At 72.2% G+C, this 17,922-nt stretch carries 15 protein-coding genes and 1 pseudogene; 8 read left to right on the forward strand and 8 right to left on the reverse strand.

Annotated features, from left to right (window positions below):
• Positions 1-23 precede the first annotated feature (23 nt).
• The gene (locus EDD30_RS28105; RefSeq protein ID WP_123678548.1) at positions 24-1,154 is read left to right on the forward strand and encodes a peptidoglycan recognition protein family protein; all 1,131 of its coding nucleotides are present in this window, start codon (positions 24-26) and stop codon (positions 1,152-1,154) included.
• Between the two features lie 61 nt (positions 1,155-1,215).
• On the opposite strand, the gene EDD30_RS28110 is transcribed toward EDD30_RS28105, so the two are convergent.
• Positions 1,216-1,719 (reverse strand): VOC family protein, encoded by a 504-nt coding sequence (locus tag EDD30_RS28110; protein ID WP_071805911.1) that lies wholly within the window; start codon positions 1,717-1,719, stop codon positions 1,216-1,218.
• An 8-nt stretch (positions 1,720-1,727) separates the two neighbouring features.
• Between EDD30_RS28110 and EDD30_RS28115 the strand changes: the two genes are divergently transcribed.
• A complete protein-coding gene (locus tag EDD30_RS28115; RefSeq protein ID WP_084556436.1) occupies positions 1,728-2,537 on the forward strand; it encodes an AraC family transcriptional regulator in 810 nt (269 codons plus the stop codon).
• Here the strand turns inward: EDD30_RS28115 and EDD30_RS28120 are convergent, their stop codons facing one another.
• Positions 2,538-3,617 carry an NAD-dependent epimerase/dehydratase family protein gene (locus EDD30_RS28120; RefSeq protein WP_071805930.1) on the reverse strand — a complete coding sequence of 360 codons (1,080 nt, stop codon included), beginning with the start codon at positions 3,615-3,617 and terminating at the stop codon, positions 2,538-2,540. It abuts the gene before it with no gap.
• Between the two features lie 60 nt (positions 3,618-3,677).
• Between EDD30_RS28120 and EDD30_RS28125 the strand changes: the two genes are divergently transcribed.
• From EDD30_RS28125 to EDD30_RS28135, 3 genes are read left to right on the forward strand one after another with little or no spacing between them, the layout of a single operon-like run.
• Positions 3,678-4,166, forward strand: a complete 489-nt coding sequence (locus tag EDD30_RS28125; RefSeq protein WP_071805910.1) for a 2Fe-2S iron-sulfur cluster-binding protein — start codon at positions 3,678-3,680, stop codon at positions 4,164-4,166.
• A complete protein-coding gene (locus tag EDD30_RS28130) occupies positions 4,163-5,146 on the forward strand; it encodes an FAD binding domain-containing protein (RefSeq protein WP_071805929.1) in 984 nt (327 codons plus the stop codon). Before EDD30_RS28125 ends, EDD30_RS28130 begins: the two co-directional genes overlap by 4 nt.
• Positions 5,143-7,209 (forward strand): xanthine dehydrogenase family protein molybdopterin-binding subunit, encoded by a 2,067-nt coding sequence (locus EDD30_RS28135; RefSeq protein ID WP_071805909.1) that lies wholly within the window; start codon positions 5,143-5,145, stop codon positions 7,207-7,209. Before EDD30_RS28130 ends, EDD30_RS28135 begins: the two co-directional genes overlap by 4 nt.
• On the opposite strand, the gene EDD30_RS28140 is transcribed toward EDD30_RS28135, so the two are convergent.
• Together EDD30_RS28140 and EDD30_RS28145 are read right to left on the reverse strand one after the other, a co-directional pair.
• A complete protein-coding gene (locus tag EDD30_RS28140) occupies positions 7,206-7,955 on the reverse strand; it encodes an SDR family NAD(P)-dependent oxidoreductase (protein WP_071805908.1) in 750 nt (249 codons plus the stop codon). The two genes, EDD30_RS28135 and EDD30_RS28140, sit on opposite strands and share 4 nt — an antisense overlap.
• 75 nt (positions 7,956-8,030) lie before the next feature.
• Positions 8,031-8,381: a histone-like nucleoid-structuring protein Lsr2 gene (locus tag EDD30_RS28145; RefSeq protein WP_071805907.1), complete on the reverse strand. Its 351-nt coding sequence runs from the start codon at positions 8,379-8,381 to the stop codon at positions 8,031-8,033.
• A 286-nt stretch (positions 8,382-8,667) separates the two neighbouring features.
• Here EDD30_RS28145 and EDD30_RS28150 point away from each other — a divergent pair, with 286 nt between their 5' ends.
• Positions 8,668-9,756 (forward strand): glycoside hydrolase family 12 protein, encoded by a 1,089-nt coding sequence (locus EDD30_RS28150; protein WP_123678549.1) that lies wholly within the window; start codon positions 8,668-8,670, stop codon positions 9,754-9,756.
• A 240-nt stretch (positions 9,757-9,996) separates the two neighbouring features.
• Here the strand turns inward: EDD30_RS28150 and EDD30_RS28155 are convergent.
• From EDD30_RS28155 to EDD30_RS28170, 4 genes and pseudogenes are all read right to left on the reverse strand, one after another.
• Positions 9,997-11,622 (reverse strand): annotated as a pseudogene (locus tag EDD30_RS28155) (GMC oxidoreductase); the annotation flags it as partial.
• Between the two features lie 28 nt (positions 11,623-11,650).
• On the reverse strand, positions 11,651-13,198 hold the full coding sequence (locus EDD30_RS28160) for an alkaline phosphatase D family protein (RefSeq protein ID WP_071808658.1): 1,548 nt from the start codon (positions 13,196-13,198) through the stop codon (positions 11,651-11,653).
• On the reverse strand, positions 13,198-13,755 hold the full coding sequence (locus tag EDD30_RS28165) for a hypothetical protein (RefSeq protein WP_211277983.1): 558 nt from the start codon (positions 13,753-13,755) through the stop codon (positions 13,198-13,200). The genes EDD30_RS28160 and EDD30_RS28165 overlap by 1 nt, the downstream gene beginning before the upstream one ends.
• A gap of 87 nt (positions 13,756-13,842) precedes the next feature.
• Positions 13,843-14,715: a CDP-alcohol phosphatidyltransferase family protein gene (locus EDD30_RS28170; RefSeq protein WP_071808656.1), complete on the reverse strand. Its 873-nt coding sequence runs from the start codon at positions 14,713-14,715 to the stop codon at positions 13,843-13,845.
• Between the two features lie 133 nt (positions 14,716-14,848).
• Between EDD30_RS28170 and EDD30_RS28175 the strand changes: the two genes are divergently transcribed.
• Positions 14,849-16,930 carry a TRAP transporter permease gene (locus EDD30_RS28175; protein ID WP_342353748.1) on the forward strand — a complete coding sequence of 694 codons (2,082 nt, stop codon included), beginning with the start codon at positions 14,849-14,851 and terminating at the stop codon, positions 16,928-16,930.
• Positions 16,927-17,919: a TAXI family TRAP transporter solute-binding subunit gene (locus EDD30_RS28180; protein ID WP_071808655.1), complete on the forward strand. Its 993-nt coding sequence runs from the start codon at positions 16,927-16,929 to the stop codon at positions 17,917-17,919. The genes EDD30_RS28175 and EDD30_RS28180 overlap by 4 nt, the downstream gene beginning before the upstream one ends.
• Positions 17,920-17,922 lie beyond the last annotated feature (3 nt).

Below are 17,922 nucleotides of genomic sequence, written 5' to 3' on the forward strand. Positions count from 1 at the left end.
CGTGACCGCTAGCGTCGGTGGACATGATTTCCCGTAGATCCCTGCTGCAGGGCGCCACCGGCCTGGCCGTAGCGGCACCGCTGTCACTGGCCGCCGCGCGACCTGCCGCCGCGGCGGCCGCCGGTGCAAGCGTGCCAACAACGTTGTCAGCGAGGAGAGGCGTCGTTCCCTCCGGCGTCCCGATCGCTCCGGAACTCTCCCTCACCCATCTGTCCGTGGCCGGCGCCGCGTCGGTGCGGGTCCGTACCCGGGCCGGCTGGCAGCCGTGGCGCACGCCGTCCGGATGTCCGGGCGGGCGGGACGGCGCGGCGGCTCAGCCGCGCACGCTGATCCCGGCCGCCGGGGTCCTGGACTACGAGGTCCGCGGCGACGGCGTGTCGGTGGTCGAGATCAACACCATGGACGGTCCGAAGCGTACGGTCGCCGCGCCGCAGACCCGGCTGCCGATGGCGGTGCCGAGGCAGATGTGTCCGCAGTACCTCAGCCGGGCGGCGTGGGGTGCCGACGAGTCGTACCGGTTCAATCCGGACGGCACCCCGAAGCTGACGCTCGCGTTCTTCAAGGTGCAGACTCTGACCGTGCACCACAGCGGCGAGGACGCCCCGGTCGCGGACCCGATCGCGCACGTCCGAGGCATCTACTACGCCCAGGCCGTGACGCAGGACTTCGGTGACATCGGCTACCAGTTGCTGATCGACGCGGACGGGCGGGTGTACGAGGGCGCCTACTCCGACCCGGACACCGTTCCGGTCTTCGGCCCGGCGCCGGGCGCCGACCGCCTGCCCCTGGCGGTCAACGGTGCCCACGTCGGCGGCTTCAACGCCGGCAACGTCGGCATCTGCATGCTCGGGAACTTCATGAAGGCGCCGCCCACCGCGGCCGCCCTGCGGTCGCTGAAGGTGATCCTGGCCCGGCTGGCCGCCACCACCGAGCTGGACCCGCTCGCCACCACCGAGTACGTCAACCCGATCTCCGGTAAGAAGGCGACCATCGCCACCATCACCACCCACCAGGACTGGCACCGCGCCAACCCGGATGCCGGCGCCACCCTGTGCCCGGGTGATCAGCTCTATCCCCTGATGCCCGCCATCCGCAAGGACGTCGCCGACCTCGCGAAGCGGCTCCCGCCGATCACCGTACCGACCGGCCGATAGGACGACGACGAGCGCCGCTCCGGCCGGCCGTCCCGCCGGCCGGAGCGGGCGCCCCCCGGTCCTACGCGGGGCTCTGGCTCTTGGCCCACTCGGCCACGCGGCGTGCACTCTCCTGCTCGGACAGGTCCTCGACGCGGGTCATGACGGACCAGCGCACCCCGAAGGGGTCCCGGATGCTCGCGAAGCGGTCCCCGGACACGAATGTCGCCGGTGCCTCCCGTACCGTCGCGCCCGCCGCCACCGCCCGCGCGACCACGGCGTCGACGTCCGGGCAGTACAGGCCGATCGAGTAGCAGTCCTGGTCGCCCTCGGGCGCCGGAACCAGGCCGTAGTCGGGCATCGGCTCGCCGAGCTGCAGCAGCCCGTTGCCGAAGTCCAGCACCGCGTGGGCCACGACCCCGCCCATCTCCGTCACGTCCACCAGCCGTGCCCCGAAGATCTTCCGATAGAAGTCGATCGCGCCGCGCGCTTCCGCGATGGCCAGGAACGGCGTCAAGCTGGTGGCGCCGTGCGGGGTGCCGTTCGTGGTGTGCTCGCCGTCGGCCGCGGGAATGCTCTCTGTCATAGGGCACGATGCTAGGTGTGCCGCATGGCGACGAGCTTGAAGATTCGCGACAGGGCGCGCCGCCCCGCGGTGTGCTGTATCCGGCCCGGCTGCCCACCTTCGACCGCCTGAGCGCCCCGGCAGCCGTCGACCATTTGGTGCGCTGGTTCTGGATCCCGCAGTGGGACATCCAGCCCGGTCGCACCTCACGCCAGCACGTCATCGCCTATCCCGCCTGCAACCTGGTCGTCGAGGCGGGTGCGGCCGAGCTCTCCGGGCCCACCACCCGCGCCTCCCACCGTGATCTCGCCGGCACCGGCTGGGCCGTGGGTGCACTGCTGCGCCCCGCGGCGGTGCCGCACTTCACCGCGGACCCGGCGGCATTGCGAGACACCTCCGTCACCGTGGACGCCCCCGAACTCGTGCGCCAGGTGAGCGCGACCATGCCCCATCGGCATCGGAGCGCGGTGGACGCCTTCGCGGCGTGGCTCGCCGCGGTCACCGCCCCGCCGTCGGCCGATGCGCTGCTGGCCAACGCGATGACCGAGCTCATCGACGCCGATCCGGACATCCGCACGGTCGAGGACGTCGCCACCCGGCTGTCCGTCTCCGTGCGTACGTTGCAACGCCTTGCCGTGCGCTACGTCGGCCTGCCGCCGCTGGCGATGGTCCGCCGCCGGCGATTGCAGGAGGCGGCGGCGCGGCTGCGGACGGATCCGACGGTGACGCTGGCCGACGTGGCCGCCGACCTGGGGTACAGCGACCACGCACATCTCGCCAAAGAGTTCCGCTCGGTGCTCGGCCTGACCCTGAGCACGTACCGTCGCGAGGTCTCGTGATCAGTACGGGTTGCCGGCGCCCGGCAGGCGCCCGCGCAGCAACCCGCCCATCCGGCCAGGCAGGTCCGGGGCGCCGGAGAGCGGCGGGCTGTCCGTGTGAGCCCGCTCGGCCAGGCCCTCGACCAGTTCCTTCAGCGAGTGCACCGCGTCGGTCAGGGGACGCCAGCCCAGCTCCGCCGCGATCCGCTCGCACGACATCAACGGCGCCTTGAGGCCGAGACGGACCCAGCCCACGTCGACCGGTTGCAGGCGCAGCCGCCAGCTCAGGTCGGCCGCGGCACGCAGCAGGAAGCCCGGCACCGGCACCTCGCGGCCGTGGAACGCCCGGGCGGCCACCGACGGGTCCAGCACCGGTCCCGCGGCCACGTTGAAGGCGCCTCGCACGTCGGACGTCAGCGCGCGGGCGTACGCGTCGGCCAGGTCGTCGGCGTGCACCGCCTGAACCCGCAGCGCCGGGTGGGACGGCACGAGCGGGATGCGGCCGTACCGGAGCAGGCGGGCCGGCAGCAGCGGGCCGGCGAAGTAGCGGCCGATCTCGGTGCCGACGTCGCGCTGGAAGATCAGGCCCGGCCGGAGCCGGACGATGCGCAGCGGGGGATGGTCCGACTCGACGCGGTCCAGCAGTGTCTCTACCAGAACCTTGTGCCGACTGTAGGAGGAGCCCCGCACCCCCGTTCTCGGGTACGCCTCGGTCACGTACGCGTCCTTGGGACCGGACGTGTACACGCCGACCGACGACGCGTAGACCAGGGCCGGGACGCCCGCGCGGAGCACGGCCTCGACCACGGCCCGGCTACCCGTCACATTGGTGCGGTAGAGCCGGCCCTGGTCGTGGCTGGGCTGGATCTGCCAGGCAAGATGCACGACCGCGTCGGCGCCCTGGAACAGCTCGGTCAGGCGTCCGGGCGCCTCCGGAGCGCCGATGTCGCAGGAGTGCCACTCGACCGCGTCGTAGGGCGCGGCCGTGGTGCCCGGCGGCCGCCGGACCACCCCGGCCAGGTCCATCCCGGGCTCGTGGCGCAACCTGCGCAGCAGGGCCGTGCCGGCATTGCCGCTCGCTCCGACGATCACCACTCGCATGTCTTCGGCGTACCCGGCGAAGCGCGGGTTGAACCCGGCGGGGCCGGGTACGCGTCGGTCATGAATCTGGTCGTCAACGGTGTGGAGCACACCCTCGAGATCGATCCCCGGACCACCCTGCTGGACGCGCTGCGCGAGCAACTCGGTCTGACCGGGGCGAAGAAGGGCTGCGACCACGGCCAGTGCGGCGCCTGCACCGTGTTGCTGGACGGGCGGCGGGTCAACAGTTGTCTCGTGCTGGCGATCAGCCAGCAGGACGCCCGGGTGACCACGGTCGAGGGCCTCGGCACCGAGGCGGAGCCGCATCCGTTGCAGCGGGCCTTTCTCGAGCACGACGGCTACCAGTGCGGCTACTGCACCCCGGGGCAGATCTGCTCGGCCGCCGGCATGCTCGACGAGGTCGCCCGCGGCTGGCCCAGCGCCGTCACCGCGGACGGCGAGGTGACGCTCGACGACGCGGAGATCCGGGAGCGGATGAGCGGCAACCTGTGCCGCTGCGGCGCGTACGCGAACATGGTCCCGGCGATCGCGGAGGCGGCCGGCCGGTGAAGACCTTCGCCTACACCCCCGCGACCGACGTGGAATCCGCGCTGGCCGCCTGCACCGAGGGCGCCACGTTCCTGGCCGGTGGCACCAATCTGGTCGACCTGATGAAGCTGGGCGTCGCCACTCCGGACGCGCTGGTCGACATCAACCGGCTGCCGCTGCGTGACGTGACCGAGCTGCCCGGCGGCGGCCTGCGGATCGGCGCCGGGGTCCGCAACAGCGACCTGGCGGCACACCCGCTCGTCCGCCGCGACTGTCCGGTGCTGAGCCAGGCACTGCTCGCGGGCGCCTCGGGCCAGTTGCGCAACATGGCCACCACGGGTGGCAACCTGCTGCAGCGCACCCGCTGCGCCTACTTCATGGACATGACCAAGCCGTGCAACAAGCACGCGCCGGGCAGCGGCTGCCCGGCCCGCGAGGGCGACCATCGCAACCTTGCCATTCTGGGCGCGTCGGAGCACTGCATCGCCACGCATCCCTCCGACATGGCGGTGGCGCTCGCGGCCCTGGACGCGACCGTACGGATCACGGGCCCGGCCGGCGAGCGGGGCGTGCCGGTGACCGAGCTGCACCGCCTGCCCGGCGACACCCCGCAGGACGACACGGTGCTGCGCCCCGGCGAGCTGATCACGGCCGTGGATCTGCCGCCGCTGTCCTTCGCGCGCGTGTCGGCGTACCGGAAGGCAAGGGATCGGGCCTCCTTCGCCTTCGCCGTCGGCTCGGTCGCGGCGGCCGTCGCCGCCGAGGACGGCGTCGTGACCGACGTCCGGCTCGCGTTCGGTGCGGTCGCCCACCGGCCCTGGCGGGCGTACGCGGCCGAGCAGGCCCTGCGCGGGCGCCCGGCCACGCGGCAGGAGTTCCTGGCCGCCGCCGACGCGGAGCTGGCCGCGGCGGTCTGCCTGCGCGACAACGCCTACAAGGTGCCGCTGATCCGCAATCTGGTCTCGGCCACCCTGGCCCGGCTGACGGGAGAGGGCGCATGACGACCACGGCGCCGCGCGCGGTGGGCCGGCCGCTGGCCCGCATCGAGGGCCCGGCCAAGGTCACGGGTACGGCGAGGTACGCCGTCGAATACCCGCTCGAGGACGTCGCGTACGCCTGGGTCGTGCAGTCGCCCGTCCCGCGCGGCACCCTCACCTCGGTCGTCGTCGACCCGACCGCCGAGGCCGACGACGTGCTGGCCGTGTTGTGGCACGGCAACGCGCCGCGCCTGGAGCAGCCGGACGACCCCGAGCTGGCCGTGCTGCAGTCCGAGCGGATCAGCTACCGCGGGCAGGCGGTCGCGCTCGTCGTCGCCCGTACGCTGGAGGCCGCCCGCCGTGCCGCCCAGGTCGTGCGCCTGGAGATCGACGTCGAGCCGCACGACGCGCTGCTGCGCGAGGACCACCCGGAGCTCTACACGCCGGAGGAGGTCGACCCGGACTCCCCGGCGGTGACGCAGACCGGCGACGTCGAGGCCGCGTTCGCCGCCGCACCGGTCACCGTGGACGTCCGCTACGCGACGCCGGCGCTGCACAACAACCCGATGGAACCGCACGCGACGACCGCGCTGTGGACGGGCGGCGACCTCGTCCTCCACGACTCCAACCAGCACCCGCCCGGCGTCGCGGCCGCCGTCGGCGCCGTCTTCGGCCTGGGCGCCGAGCGCGTGCACGTCATCACCGAGCACGTCGGCGGCGGATTCGGCTCCAAGGGCACGGCCCGGCCCAACGCCGTGCTCGCCGCGATGGCCGCGCGGGTCGCCGACCGCCCGGTCAGGCTCGCGCTGACCCGGCAGGCGATGTTCAGCATGGTCGGATACCGCACGCCCACGCTGCAACGCATCCGGCTGGCCGCCGATCGCGACGGCACCCTCACCGCGATCGACCACCAGGCCGTCGAGCAGACGTCGCGGATCTTCGAGTACGCCGAACAGACCACCGTCGTGAGCCGGCACATGTACGCGTCGGCGAACCGGCGTACCGGCCACCACCTGGTCCGCCTCGACATGCCGACGCCGCGCTGGATGCGGGCGCCGGGGGAGGCGCCCGGCTCGGTGGGCCTGGAGTGCGCCATGGACGAGCTCGCCGCCGAGCTCGGCATGGACCCGATCGAGCTGCGCATCCGCAACGAGCCGCGGGCCGAGCCGGAGAGCGGTGTGCCGTTCACCAGCCGCAACTACCTCGCCTGCCTGCGCGAGGGCGCGCAGCGCTTCGGCTGGGAGGGCCGCGATCCCCGCCCGCGCCGCCGGCGGGAGGGCTCCTGGTGGATCGGGACCGGGGTGGCGGGTGCCACCTACCCGTCCTCGGTGATGCCGTCGGTCGCCCGGGTGCGGCGGGAGCCGGACGGCGCCGTGGAGGTGTCGATCGCCGCCGCCGACCTCGGCACCGGCGCGCGGACGATCCTCACCCAGATCGCCGCCGACGAACTGCGCCTGCCGCCGGAGCGGGTACGGGTGCGCATCGGCGACAGCACGCTGCCGAGGGCCTCGGTGGCGGGCGGTTCGTCGGGCAGCGCGTCGTGGGGCTGGGCCGTCACCGGCGCCTGCCGCGAGCTGCGCGACTCCGGCCGCGACGAGGCGACCTTCGACACCACCGAGCTGGTGGAGCGGCAGGACACGGAGGGCAAGCACGCGTACGGCGCGCACTTCGCCGAGGTCCGCGTCGACGCCGACTCCGGTGAGGTGCGGGTCTCCCGGCTCTTCGGCATGTACGCGGCCGGCCGCATCCTCAACCCCCGCACCGCCCGCAGCCAGTTCATCGGCGGCATGACGATGGGCATGGGCATGGCGCTGCACGAGGAGGGCGTCCTGGATCCGGCTATGGGGGAGTGGGTCAACCATGATTTCGCGGGTTACCACGTGCCGGTGCACGCCGACGTGGAGTGGATCGACGCGGCGTGGCTCGACGAGGCGGACGACGACCTCAACCCGATGGGCAGCAAGGGCATCGGCGAGATCGGCATCGTCGGCTCCCCGGCGGCGATCGTCAACGCCGTCTGGCACGCCACGGGCGTCCGGGTCCGTGACCTACCCGTACGCCTCGACAAGCTGCTGCCGCAGATCTAGGGCCTGTCCTGGGAACGGGGAGCCGCCTTGCCCGCAAAGGCGCGGTCGGTGACCCAGGGCAGGGCGGCGGAGGCGGCCATGGCGATGCGGTAGCGCCGCGGCACCACGATGCGCCGCCGCGGCCTGCGCAGCGCCCGCTCGACGGAGGCCGCCACGATCTCCGGCCCGGGCAGGCGGCCGGCGTGGCGGGCGTTCATCTCGGTGCCGATCCGGCCGGGCTCGATCAGCGTCACGCCGATGCCGGTGCCGGCCAGCTCGCGCCGGACGGAGTCGGTCATGCCGCGCAGCGCGAACTTCGTCGCCGAGTAGACGCCGCCGATGCCGATCTCGCCGGCGACCGATCCGATGTTGACGATCGCGCCGCCGCCGGCCGCGCGCATCGGCGGCACGACCGCCCGCATGAGACGGATCGGGGCGAGCAGGTTGACGTCGACCATGGCGGTCAGGCTCGGGTCGTCGAGCAGGACGGTCTCCGGCCCGCTCAGGCCCGCGTTGTTGACGAGCCCGCCGATCGTGCCGGTGACCGCGAGGGCCTGCCGCACCAGCGCCTCGATCGCATCCGGTTCCCGCAGGTCGGTGGGGACGGCGAGGGCGGCGCCGCCGTGGGTCTCGATGGCGGCGGCCACGGCGGCGAGCTCGTCGGCGCGGCGGGCGGCGAGCACCAGGGTGGTTCCGGGGCGACCGAGCCGCAGCGCGGTCGCGCGGCCGATTCCGCTCGATGCTCCGGTCACGATGATGACGCGCATTCGTCCTCCGGCGGGTCTTCGCGAACAAGAAACGGCGCCGCCGTGTGGCGACGCCGTTTCGCTGCCGGGAAGAACCTATCGCTTGGCGTGGTACGCCTCGACGATGGAGCTCGGGATGCGCCCGCGCTCCGAGACTTCGTATCCGTTCTTGCCCGCCCACTCGCGAATGGCCTGGTTCTGATCGCGGGTCGCCCGGCCGGTGCTGGCCGGTGCGCCGCCGCGCCGGGCGACCCGCGCCTCGGCGCCGCTGCGCCCCACGCGCGTGGCGACCGACAGATACGGGTCCAGGGCCTTGCGCAGTTTGCCGGCGTTCTTCTCCGACAGGTCGATGGTGTAGTTCACCCCGTCCAGTCCGAATTCGACCGTACGATCGGCCTCGCTGCCGTCGAGGTCGTCGGTCAGAAGGGTGATTACCTGCTTGGCCATGATGAGGTCGCTCCTACAGCGGTGCCATTGTCTCGAGTAATTCGCCTATTCATTCTGTCGGTTCGCTCGCGTCGAAGCAAATTGTCGGCGCGCATGTCGCGATCGCCAATCGGCGATATCGCGCCGAGAATTCCACGGCGGACGCCGGGCGCACCCCGCCTCACCTCGACGCGTACGGCGAAACTCCACCGCAACACTTCACCGTTCCGTCGATATGTTGTACGGTGGGTGGGAGCGCTCCCAAACCCCCTCCCTCTTCCCCGGAGGATCCCCCGAAGGAGCTTTCATGAGACGCGCCGTCCGCGTCCTCGCCGCCGCTGTCCTCTTCGCCGCCGCGAGCCTGACCACATTCGCCTTCGCCGGGTCCGCCCAGGCGGACACGCAGATCTGCGAGCAGTTCGGATCCACCACCCTCGGCGGCCGATACGTGGTGATGAACAACCGCTGGGGCAGCGCCGCCGAACAGTGCATCAATGTCACCGACAGCGGATTCGTCATCACCAGTCAACGCGGGACCGGCGACACCGGCGGTGCACCGGTCTCGTACCCGGCGGTCTACTACGGCTGTCATTACGCGAACTGTTCGCCCGGCACGAATCTGCCGCTGCAGCTAGCCGCGATCAGCAGCGTGACCAGTGCAGTCTCCTACCACTACGAGAGCGGGGCGACGTACGACGCCGCGTACGACATCTGGCTCGACCCCACGCCCCGGCGCGACGGCGTCAACGCGATGGAGATCATGATCTGGTTCCACCGCCAGGGCCCCGTCCAGCCGGTCGGCGCGGCGGTCGGCACCGCCACGATCGGCGGCCGTGCCTGGGAGGTCTGGCGCGGAAACAACGGCGCCAACGAGGTCATCTCGTACGTGGCCCCGGCGCCGATCACGAGCTGGACCTTCAGCGTGCTCAACTTCATCGACGACGTGAAGCGCCGCGGCGCCGTCACCGACGCCTGGTACCTCACCAGCGTCCAGGCCGGATTCGAGCCGTGGATCGGCGGCGTCGGGCTCGCGGTCACCGACTTCTCCGCGGAAGTGAACGGCGGAAGCACCCCGCCGGAGCCCGCCTCCTGCCGGGTGACGTACGCGGCGGACACGTGGGACACCGGATTCGTGGCCACGGTGACCGTCGCCGTCGCCGGCCCGGTCGACGGCTGGACGCTCGGCTTCACGCTCCCCACGGGCCAGCGCATCACGCACGCCTGGAACGCCGCGGTCGCCGGTGACAGCGGTGCGGTCACCGCCCGGGATCTGGGCTACAACGGCCGCATCCCGGCGGGCGGCCGCACGTCGTTCGGCTTCCAGGGCAGTCACAACGGCGGGTTCGCCACACCCGCCGCGTTCACCCTCAACGGCGCGGCCTGCACGAAGACCTGACCGCCCCGCGCTCAGTCCGTGTGGCCGCTCAGCCCCGCCCCGCCGCCGTCAGCCCTGCGGCGGGGCGGCCGGCGTGGTCGCCTCCGGCACCCTCTGACTCGGCACCACTCTCGCCGGCGCGGCTTTCGCGCCAGACCCGGCGGGGGTCGCTTGCGCGGCGGGAGTCGCTTGCGCGGCGGGCGTAGCGGGGGTCGCTTGCGTGGCGGGGGTCGCCGGCGTTGCTCGGGCGGCCGGCGTCAGGCGCAGCGCCGCCGGGGCGTGTGGCGGCACGGCCGGCGTGCGCGGCGCCACCGGCGCGATCCGCTCGTATGCCGATCCCAGCCCGGGGCGCGGGTCCGGCTCGCCCTTGTTGGGCCAGAACGACATCGCCCGCTCGGCGAGCGCGGTGATGGTCAACGACGGATTCACCCCGAGGTTCGCCGGAATCACCGAACCGTCCGCCACGTGCAGCCCCGGATAGCCGTGAACCCGCTGATAGGGGTCGACCACGCCGGTCTCCGGCGACTCGCTGATGGTCACGCCGCCGAGGATGTGCGCGGTCATCGGGATGTCGAAGATGTCACCGAGCGCGCCGCCCGGCTGCCCGCCGATCTCCTTCGCCATCCGGCGTACGGCCTCGTGGCCCACCGGGATCCACGTCGGGTTCGCGGGACCGTGGCCCGGGCCGGTGGTGAGCCGGCCGCGTCGGGTCCGGCGTACCGTGAGCGAGTTGTCCAGGGTCTGCATGACCAGCGCGATGATGGTGCGGTCACTCCACCGCCGGTTGGACATCGTCTGCAGCAGCATCCGCGGATGCCGCAGCGCCTGCCCCAGGAAACGCAGCGGTCGTGGCACCCGGCCGCCGCCGTCCACCAGCAGCGTGGTGAGCATGCCCATCGCGTTGCTGCCCGGGCCGTAGCGGACGGGCTCGATGTGCGTGACCTCGTCCGGGTGGAAGGACGACGTGATCGCGACACCCTGGGAGAAGGGCTCCGGGGGCACGCGCCGGGTCTGTGCGCCCAGCAGCGCCTCCGAATTGGTCCGGGTCAGCGCGCCCAGCCGCCGCGACAGCTTCGGCAGCACACCCGTGTCGCGCATCTTGTGCAGCAGCCGCTGGGTGCCGAGCGCGCCCGCGGAGAGCACAACCTGCTGCGCGGTGAAGACGCGCTTCTTCGTCTCGACCCGCCAACCGCCCTCGACCGGGCGCAGCGCCGTCACCTCGGTGTCCGGGTGTACCGTCGCGCCGAGCTTCTCGGCCAGGTAGAGGTAGTTGAGGTCGAGGCGGTTCTTCGCGCCCGTACGGCATCCGATCATGCAGTCTCCGCACTCCGTGCACCCGGTGCGGGCCGGCCCGGCGCCGCCGAAGAACGGGTCCGGCACGGTCTTGCCCGGCTCTCCGAAGAAGACTCCGACCGGCGTACGGCGGAACGTGTGACCGACGCCCATCTCCTTGGCGACCGCCTCCACCACCCGGTCCGACGGGGTCGTCGACGGCTGGGTGGTCACGCCGAGCATCCGCGACGCCTGGTCGTAGTGGGGCTGCAGTTCGCCCTTCCAGTCGGTGATGCCCGACCAGTGCTCGTCGTCGAAGAACGGCGCCGGCGGCTGGTAGAGCGTGTTGGCGTACACCAGCGAGCCGCCGCCGACCCCCGCCGCGGAGAGCACGACGATGTCCTTGAGCAGGGTGATCCGCTGGATGCCCCGCAGGCCCAGGGCCGGCGCCCAGAGGAACGCGCGCAGGTCCCACGAGGTCTTCGGCAGCGTCTGGGGGGTGTAGCGCCGGCCGGCCTCGAGCACGCCGACGCGGTACCCCTTCTCGGACAGGCGCAGTGCCGTGACGCTGCCGCCGAAGCCGCTGCCCACGACGATGATGTCGTAGTCGGTCATGTGACACACTCCACCACGTCGGGCGGTGTTACACCAGAGGCGAAACTGTCTCATCTGAGCGGCGGTACTGGGCGGGGGAGCCCTGGGTGGCCGGGTCCTCGTATGCGCCTGCCCGCCCGCGGTCCACGTGCCAGCTCGTCAGAGTGCTCACCGTGGCCGCCGGATCGCCGCGATCGGCCACGACCCGCATCCGGGTGGTCCACCGGTGCGGGGTCACCTCGTACAGGTCGTGGCCGTAGCGGTTGCCCTCGAAGTACTGCAGATGCGGATTGGCGGCGCCGAGAATCGGGCCGTTGGTGGCATTCCAGCTCGGCGAGTAGGCGCTCGAGGTCGCGGAGTGTGCCACGAACTCGGTGCCGATGACCGGTGCGCCCGGATTGTCGAAGTCCGGCGTGATGTCCTGGACGAAGGCGCTGTGCCAGTCGCCGGTGATGGTGACGAAGTCGGGTCCCCCGGCGCCGCGCACGTGGCCCAGGATCTCGGCGCGCTCGGCGCGGAAGCCGTCCCACTGGTCGGTGAACATGAAGCCGCCCTGCTGGGTCCGCTGCTGGCCGAGGAAGATCGAGTTGATCCAGCACTGCCAGCCGGTGCCGCGCCGGCTGATCCGCTGCTTCAGCCAGGCCTTCTGTGCCGTACCCAGAATGGTGCCGTCCGCCAGGTTCTGCGCCGAGCGGTATTGCCGCACGTCCAGCACGACCAGCTCGAGCAGGTCTCCCCACTGCCGACTGCGGTAGATCTGCGGGTCGGGCAGTGCGGTGTCGGAGCCCTCGAGTCGCAGCGGCATATGCTCGTACCAGCCCTGATAGGCCGCGGCCCGCCGGGCGACGAACGTGGCCGCGCCGCGCGAGCCGGAGTAGTCGTTGACCACCTCGTGGTCGTCCCAGGTGAGGTAGAACGGGTGGGCGGCGTGCAGGCCGCGCAGCAGCGGGTCGCCCTTGTAGAGCGCGTGCAGCTTGCGGTAGTCGTTCAGGCTCGTGGCGACACCGAGTTCGGATCCCTCGTACACGTAGTCGCCGAGGTGGACCACGAAGTCGAGGTTGTTGTCGGCGGCGAGGTCCCGCATGCCGGGGTATTCCCCGGACTGGTAGTTCTGGCAGTTGAGCGAGGCGAACCGGACCAGGCTCACCGCGCCGGTCGGTGCGGTCTTCGTGCGGCCCACCCGGCTGGCCTTGCCGAGCGCGGTGAACCGGTAGTAATAGCGCCGGCCCGGCTGCAGCCCGCCGGCCACCACGTGGACGCTGTGGCCGAGCAGTGCGGAGGCGGCCACGGATCCGGAGGCCACGACGGCGGTCATCGCCGCGTCGGTGGCGACGGCCCAGTCCACCTGCACGATGTCCGGCAGCGGCTGCACGTCGGCCAGCGGCTCCGGGGCCAGCCGGGTCCACAACAGAACGCTTGCGGGCAGCGGATCGCCCGACGCGACCCCGAGCGTGAAGGGGCCTGCGTCCCAGGACGCGCCGAGCGCGGCCGCGGCGGCGTGGGCGGCGCGCGGTCCCAGACCCTCGGCCAGCGGCCAGGCGCTCAGCGCACCCGCGCCGAGCGCGGCCCGCAGCAGGGTACGACGACCGACCCGCATCACGATCCTCCCGCCGTCAGGCTGAGGCTGAGGGAATCGGCGTAGCCGTCGTTGAACGTGCCGCCGTCGCGGGTGAAGAGCAGCAGCACCCGTGCGGTACGGCTGCTCGGCGGCACCGTCCCGGCCCCGGCGCGCCGCAGCAGTCCGGTGGCGCGGCCGCGGTCGGTCGCGGTGACCGGGCCGAGGACGCAGAGGCCCAGCGGCGTACCCGCCGCGGAGAGGAACTCCAGCGAGAGCCGGACCCCGTCGTCCTGCTCCGCATAGCCGCCGAGCCATCCGGCGAAGTCGAAGCGCGTCGTGCCGGCGTCGATCTGCGCCGTGCCCGGCAGGGTCACGAGCTGCGTCAGGCGGGTCCGGGCCGAGGTGCCGCCGCTGAGGAAGTTGCGGCCGCGGTCGGCGGGCCCGGGACCGCCCGGCGCCGGATATCCCGGGGTGCCGTACGCGACGACGGCGGCCGCGCCCTCCAGGACCGTCCACCCGGTGACGGCCGACGGCTGGCCGGTGCCGCCGGGGTCGCTCTCTGCACCGCCGTTGGCGATCAGGTTCGTGGTCTGCACCCACGGCATTACAGTGGAGTGACGTGAACGGCCACGATATTGACGTCGAACGATGCAAGAACCGGCACTGTCGCCGGGTGCGCCCGTCTACTGCGGGGTCGTCGCGGTGAACTCCCGCTCCGGCTCGTCGGACCGCTGCCGGGATGCGGACGCCGCCACCGCCGCCGACGCGTGTGCCTTGGCCAGGGCCACCGGGAACGCGCGGGTCGCCTGCCAGAGGCGCACGATCAGCCACAGCTCGAAGAAGAGCAGCAGGGCGCCGACGACCGCGGAGGTCTGGAGCACCCAGCCGGTCAGCGGGCCGATGATGAACACCGCCATCTCGAACTCGATGCCGCTGATCAGGTGCGTACGGATCCGACGGGACTGCAGCGAGTGCCGCAGGCGGGCGCGGGGCCCGTGCGGCACGACCGTGGGGTCCTCGACGACGGGTGCCGGCGCGAATCCGCGGGCCTCCGCGAGCTGCTCCCGCATCGTCTGCCGGATGCGACCCATCTGGTGCGCGTTCACGTAGCGGAAGAGGTCCAGGAAGGTCACCGCGATCAGCGCCCACAGGTACGCCTTCGAGCCGGTCCTCGCGTACTGGCCGCCGAACAGTGCGACCGCGCAGAGGAAGGCGCGGAGGCGGTCGAACATGAAGTCGAACCAGGCGCCGAACATCGATCCTGTGCCGTGGAGTCTCGCGATCTTGCCGTCCATGCAGTCGACCACGAAGCTGACGTGGAACAGGAGCGCGCCCGCGACCAGCCACCAGCGATCCTGCATCAGGAAGCACGCGGCCGCGCCGAAGCCCAGCAGCGTGGCCAGGCCCGTGAGCAGGTTCGGCGTGATCCATCGGTACGGCGAGACGAGCCGCACCAGCCGGGCTGCCACCGGATCGACGAGCAGCACCGTCCACCACGCGTCCCGCGCCTTGTAGGTCTGCTCGCGAATATCCTGCAGCGATGAGCGTTGCACCATAACCCCAATCAACGCATCGGCCCCGTACCGGAAACTGCTTATGTCCGATTTGTGACGTGATGGCGCGGTGGGTTTTTCCACGGCCGTGCGCGTGCCGGGTCGCTACCGACCGCCTGCATAGTAGCGTCCATCCGTGGCCGATGGTCGATGTCCGACCGACCGGGCGGCGCCCGCCGACCCGGTGTCCACCCTGGACGCGCGCGGGCTCGGCGCGGCCGCGGACGATCCGCCCGCGGTCCACTACGACGACGAGGAACGCCCCGCGCGCACCCTCCGCGGTCCGGCCGGCCTCGTCGTCGCCGGCGTGGCCTTCGCGGTCGCACTCCTGGTGCTCTGGCAGGTCTTCCGGCCGCTCGCCCAGGGCAGCCAGTTCTATCTGATCGTCTTTCTGTCCGGCACGCTCCCGCTGACCTTCCTCGCCTATCGCAGCGGCCTCTCACGCCCTCGGCCGCGGTGGTCCTCGCCAGACCGGCCCACGGTCGCCGACTGGATCCTCTCCGCCGTCACGCTGCTGGTGTGCCTCTACCCGCTCAACCCGCTGACCGGTGGCTACGACGCCTTCCTCGACCGCCAGGGCCTCCTCGACACCCCCGACGTCATCGCCGGCGCCATCCTGCTCGCCCTGGTCGTCGAGGCCTGCCGGCGCACGACCGGACTCGCCCTGCCGATCGTCTGTCTGGCCTTCCTCGCGTACGGGTACTACGGCGGTCTGCTGCCGCAGACCTGGGCCGTCGCCCACTCAGGACTGGACTTCGCGCAGATCGCCGACGCGCTGTTCAACTCGGGCAGCGGGTTCTACGGCACCCCGCTGGACGTCGCCGCCACGTACATCGTGCTCTTCACGATCTACGGTGCCGTCCTCGACCTCTCCGGGGCGAGCCGCTTCTTCGTCGACCTCTCCGTCGCCGCGTTCCGCAAGTCGCGCGGCGCCGCCGGGCGCACCGCGGTCGCCGCGGGCTTCCTGCTCGGCACGGTGTCCGGGTCCGGGACCGCGACCGCCGTCAGCGTCGGCGCCGTGACCTGGCCGATGCTGCGTCGAGCCGGCTATCCGAGGGAGCAGGCCGGCGGGATGCTGGCCGCGGCCGGCGTCGGCGCGATCCTCTCCCCGCCGACGCTGGGCGCGGCGGCCTTCATCGTCGCCGAATATCTCCACGTCTCCTACCTGACCGTCCTGGGCTGGGCGATGATCCCCACGGTCCTCTACTACGCGGGCATCCTGCTCGCGGTCGAGATCGACGTGCGACGGTTCGGGGTACGCGCCGTGGACGCGCCCGCGACAAGTGCGCTCCGGCTGCTCGGCAGGTTCGGCTATCACTTCTCGTCGCTCGTACTCATCGTGGTGCTCCTGGCGCTCGGGCAGAGCGCGACGCGCGCCGTGGTCTATGCCACCGCTCTGGCCGCGGCGCTCTCCTTCCTCGACCGTCGCGCCTGGCTCACTCCGCGGCGGGTGTTCACCGCACTGTCGGCGGGTGTGCGGGGAGTGCTGCCGGTGGTCGCCGTCTGCACCGCGGCCGGCATCATCACCGCGACCACCACGAAGACCGGCCTCGGCGCCCAGCTCGCGTCGCTGCTGGTGAGCGGCGCCCGCGCGCTCACCGACGATCCGGCTGCGGTGCTCGCGCTCACGGTCCTGCTGGCCGCGGTCGCGCTCGCCCTGCTCGGCCTGGCCGTGCCGGTGACGGCGAGCTTCATCATCGGCTGGGTGATCATCGGGCCCGCACTGCTCCAGCTCGGCGTCCCCGCGCCGGCGGCCGCGATGTTCGTCTTCTACTACTCGGTGCTCTCCGAGGTCACGCCGCCGACCGCGCTGGCGGCGGTCGGTGCGAGCGCGATCACCGGAGGCCGCACGGTGCCGACGATGTGGCAGGCCCTGAAGTACGCGCTGCCCGCCTTCCTCGTGCCGGCCGCCTTCGTCCTCACCGGACCGGGGGAGTATCTGCTCGCCCGCGGCCCGGTCGCGGGCGTCGCGGGGGCGACCGCCGTCGCGCTGCTCGCCGTGGCCGGGCTGGCGGTGGCGACCGGCGCCTGGGTGCCCGGGATCGGTCCGGCGGGCCTGCCCAGCCGCGTCCTCGGTGGCCTCGCCGCTCTGCTCCTGCTGTATCTGGCACCACCGACGATCGTGGCCGGGCTGGCGGCTCTTGCCCTGGCCGCAGGCATCGCTTTCGTGCAGCACCGCCGTTCGGGTCGGCGAACTATCAGGGAGGCAGTCTCATGAGGAAGACACTCGCACTGACCGCCGTCGGCGTGCTCGCGCTCGCCGGCTGTGGCGGCAAGCAGGACGCGGCCGGTACGGACACCGGCGGCGCCGTCACCTGCGATGTCGGCTCCGACACCCGGATCGGCATCGCGACCGGCAACGCCACCGGTGTGTACTTCGCGCTGGGCAACGCCTATGCGGAGCAGATCAACGCCGGCGGCGGCACGGTGCGCGCGACCGCCTCCGAGACCGGCGCCTCCGTGCAGAACATCCAGCAGCTCGTGGCCGGCGAGTTCGACGTGGCCTTCTCGCTGGCGGACAGCGCCGCCGACGCGGTCAGCGGCACGAACAGCTTCACCGCCGCCCAGCCCGTGCAGGCCCTGGCCCGCATCCACACCAACTACACGCAGGTCATCGTGCGCAAGGCGGCCGGCATCACCGACGTGGCCGGGATGCGGGGCAAGCGGGTCTCGACCGGCTCGCCCAAGTCCGGCACCGAGGTCATCGCCCAGCGAGTGCTGACCTCGGCCGGACTCGACCCCGCCAAGGACGTCCAGGCCCAGCGCCTCGACCTGACGAAGACCGTCGACGGGATGAAGGACGGCTCCATCGACGCGATGTTCTGGTCCGGCGGCCTGCCCACCCCGGGCATCACCGATCTGCTGACCACCGCGGGCGACAAGGTGCAGTTCCTCGACATCACCCCGGTCCTGCCCGCCCTCAAGAAGATCAATTCCGTGTACGAGCAGGGCACGATCCCCGCGGCGACGTACCGCACGCCCGCCGACGTGGCGACCGTCGTGGTGCCGAACCTCCTACTGGTCCGCGACAACCTCGACGCCGACGTGGCCTGCGTCCTCACCAGGACGCTCTTCGAGAAGCAGCCGCAGCTCGCCCAGGCCAACGCCGCCGCCAAGGAGATCGCTCCGGGCAAGGCCCGCCAGACGGCCCCCGTGCCCCTGCACCGCGGCGCCGCCAAGGCCCTCGACGACCTCGGCGCTCCCTGACCG

The organism is Couchioplanes caeruleus (assembly GCF_003751945.1).
Taxonomy (GTDB): Bacteria; Actinomycetota; Actinomycetes; order Mycobacteriales; family Micromonosporaceae; genus Actinoplanes; species Actinoplanes caeruleus.

What these genes read in the sequence shown, in the direction of transcription:
- EDD30_RS28105 (WP_123678548.1), top strand. Translation starts at nt 24, where the DNA reads ATGATTTCCCGTAGATCCCTGCTGCAGGGCGCCACCGGCCTGGCCGTA.
- EDD30_RS28110 (WP_071805911.1), bottom strand. Translation starts at nt 1,719, where the DNA reads ATGACAGAGAGCATTCCCGCGGCCGACGGCGAGCACACCACGAACGGC.
- EDD30_RS28115 (WP_084556436.1), top strand. Translation starts at nt 1,728, where the DNA reads ATGCTAGGTGTGCCGCATGGCGACGAGCTTGAAGATTCGCGACAGGGC.
- EDD30_RS28120 (WP_071805930.1), bottom strand. Translation starts at nt 3,617, where the DNA reads ATGCGAGTGGTGATCGTCGGAGCGAGCGGCAATGCCGGCACGGCCCTG.
- EDD30_RS28125 (WP_071805910.1), top strand. Translation starts at nt 3,678, where the DNA reads ATGAATCTGGTCGTCAACGGTGTGGAGCACACCCTCGAGATCGATCCC.
- EDD30_RS28135 (WP_071805909.1), top strand. Translation starts at nt 5,143, where the DNA reads ATGACGACCACGGCGCCGCGCGCGGTGGGCCGGCCGCTGGCCCGCATC.
- EDD30_RS28140 (WP_071805908.1), bottom strand. Translation starts at nt 7,955, where the DNA reads ATGCGCGTCATCATCGTGACCGGAGCATCGAGCGGAATCGGCCGCGCG.
- EDD30_RS28145 (WP_071805907.1), bottom strand. Translation starts at nt 8,381, where the DNA reads ATGGCCAAGCAGGTAATCACCCTTCTGACCGACGACCTCGACGGCAGC.
- EDD30_RS28150 (WP_123678549.1), top strand. Translation starts at nt 8,668, where the DNA reads ATGAGACGCGCCGTCCGCGTCCTCGCCGCCGCTGTCCTCTTCGCCGCC.
- EDD30_RS28160 (WP_071808658.1), bottom strand. Translation starts at nt 13,198, where the DNA reads ATGCGGGTCGGTCGTCGTACCCTGCTGCGGGCCGCGCTCGGCGCGGGT.
- EDD30_RS28170 (WP_071808656.1), bottom strand. Translation starts at nt 14,715, where the DNA reads ATGGTGCAACGCTCATCGCTGCAGGATATTCGCGAGCAGACCTACAAG.
- EDD30_RS28180 (WP_071808655.1), top strand. Translation starts at nt 16,927, where the DNA reads ATGAGGAAGACACTCGCACTGACCGCCGTCGGCGTGCTCGCGCTCGCC.